Below are 2,274 nucleotides of genomic sequence, written 5' to 3' on the forward strand. Positions count from 1 at the left end.
GGGCGAGCGGCGGCTGTGGCGGGGCCGCGTACCGCTGGACACGCTGCGGCGGATCGGCGGCGCGCACGGCGGCTCCGCGCACGACGCCCACCTCGCCGCGCTGGCCGGTGCCCTGTCCGTCTGGTCGGACCGGACGGGCACACCGCTGCCGCGCGTCTCGGCGCTCGTGCCCCTGGACGCCCGGCGCGGGGACGAGGAACAGACCTGGGGCAACCGCTGCTTCGCCCTGCCGCTCCACCTCCCCGTACGCGCCCCGGCGCCGAAGGACGGGCAACACCCGCAGCGGGACGCGGCGTTGTGGCGTCTGCGGCGGGTGACGCGGGCGACCGCGCGCCTGCGGAGCGAACCGTGGCGGCAGGCCGTCCAGGACGTGGTGCGCTTCATGCCCGACCGGCCGACCGAGTGGTACATGCGCGGAGTGTTCTCCTCGCGCGTCACCGACGTCCTCGCCACCTCGATGCCCGTGGCGGACGAGGGCGCCCTCGGCAGCACGACGGTCACGGGCACCGCCATCCTGCCCCTGCTCCTGCCCGGACACCTCTTCGGCGTCGGCCTCTCGTTCTTCGGCACCTGGGCGGACGTGTCCTTCGTGACCGACCGCGCCCTTCCCCAGGCGGAGAGCCTGCCACGACTGTGGGAACAGGCCGTGGCGGAACTCGACGCGGCCGTGACCCCGGCCGACGCGGAACCCGACACGGCCGTGCCTCCCGAGGGCGCGGAACTCGACGCGGCCGTGACCCCCGCGGACGCGGAATGAGGTGGGCGGCTCCGGGCGGGCGCGGGCGCGACGGCCTGCTGGAGGCCGGCCGCCTGCCGGACGGCGGCTCCCCGCCGGAAGCCCGCGGCCTGCTGGAGGTCGGCGGCCTGCACCACTCCTACCGGCGGCGCGACGTGCTGCGCGGCATCGACTTCGTGCTGCGCCCCGGTGTGCTCGCCGGGATCGTGGGCGAGAACGGCGCGGGGAAGTCGACCCTGCTCAAGGCACTCTCCGGGGAACTGCGGCCCGACCGCGGCACGATGAGGCACCGGGGCAGCTTCGGCTACTGCCCGCAGACGGTCGTCCTCGACGACGCCTTCACGGTCCGTCAGCACCTCGACCTCTTCCGCGGCGCCTTCCGGCTCCCGGACCTGCGCCGGGCCCACGAGGTGCTGGAGACGCTGGCCTTCACCGAGTACCTCGACGAGCGCGCCGGCCGGCTCAGCGGCGGCTCCCGGCAGAAGCTGAACCTGACGCTGGCGCTCATGCACGACCCGGACGTGCTCCTCCTCGACGAGCCGTACCAGGGCTTCGACTGGGAGACCTACCTGCGCTTCTGGGAACTCGCGGGCGCGCTGCGCGACGCCGGGCGCTCCGTCCTCGTGGTCTCGCACCTGGCCTACGACGCGGGACGGCTCGACGCGCTGTGGCGCCTGCGCGACGGCCGTCTCACCCCCCAGGACCCCCGCCCCGGAGAGGCGACATGAACGGACACCTCTCGCTGTTCGCCACCGCCACCCGGTACGCGCTCACCGGCCACGCCCGCAACCGCTTCGCCATGCTGCTCGTGGCGCTCTACATCCCCACCTGGATCACCCTCGCCTACGTCACCATCCCCGACCGCCCGGCGCCCTTCCGGCTCCGCGCCACCGGACAGGTCCTCTCGCCCGCGGGCAACCACCTCACCCAGATCACCGGCGCCCTCAACGCCGTCACGCTGATCGCCGGGTTCATGATGTTCGCCGCGACGTTCACGGGCGGCGCCTTCGACCGGCGCCTGGCCATGGCCGGTTACCCCCGCTTCCACCTCGTGCTCGCCAAGCTCTCCGCGCTGACCCTGATCTGCGCCGCGATCTCCGGCTACGCGACGGCCGTCACCGGAGTGGCCTGGTCCCCCCGGCAGCCCCTCCTCCTGACCGCCGCGCTGTTCTGGGCCGCCCTGACGTACGGCGCGCTCGGCGTGGTCTTCGGCTCGGTCCTGCGGCACGAGGTGGAGGGGATGTTCGCCATCCTGATGATCAGCATCCTCGACGTCGCACTCCAGAACCCCCTGTCCAGCTCGGGGTCCGACAGCACGTTCGTCCGCTTCCTGCCGTCGTACGGGGCGGTGCAGGCCGGCATGGCCGCGGCCTTCTCCACGGACTCCTCGCGCCAAGGGCTGGGGATTCAGATCCTGTGGTGCGCGGCGGCCGTCTCCTGCGCCTTCCTCGTCTTCCGCCGCCGCACCCGCGACGCGCTCCCCACCCGCCGCGGACCCCGCCGCCCCGCACCCGACGGCGCCCCGGGCACCCCCGCGC

General features: G+C 74.3%; 2 protein-coding genes and 1 pseudogene. All 3 read left to right on the plus strand.

Features of this window, described 5'->3' with window-relative positions:
- Window positions 1-757, plus strand: a pseudogene (locus G3I42_RS02300) (hypothetical protein); the annotation flags it as partial.
- Window positions 758-849: 92 nt separating this feature from the next.
- On the plus strand, window positions 850-1,464 hold the full coding sequence (locus tag G3I42_RS02305) for an ABC transporter ATP-binding protein (RefSeq protein ID WP_164282182.1): 615 nt from the start codon (window positions 850-852) through the stop codon (window positions 1,462-1,464).
- Window positions 1,461-2,274: ABC transporter permease (locus G3I42_RS02310; RefSeq protein WP_164282181.1), on the plus strand; the 814-nt coding region annotated here is incomplete at its 3' end. The genes G3I42_RS02305 and G3I42_RS02310, both read left to right, overlap by 4 nt.

Origin of the sequence: Streptomyces sp. SID11385 (genome assembly GCF_010548245.1) — a bacterium.
Taxonomy (GTDB): domain Bacteria; phylum Actinomycetota; class Actinomycetes; order Streptomycetales; family Streptomycetaceae; genus Streptomyces.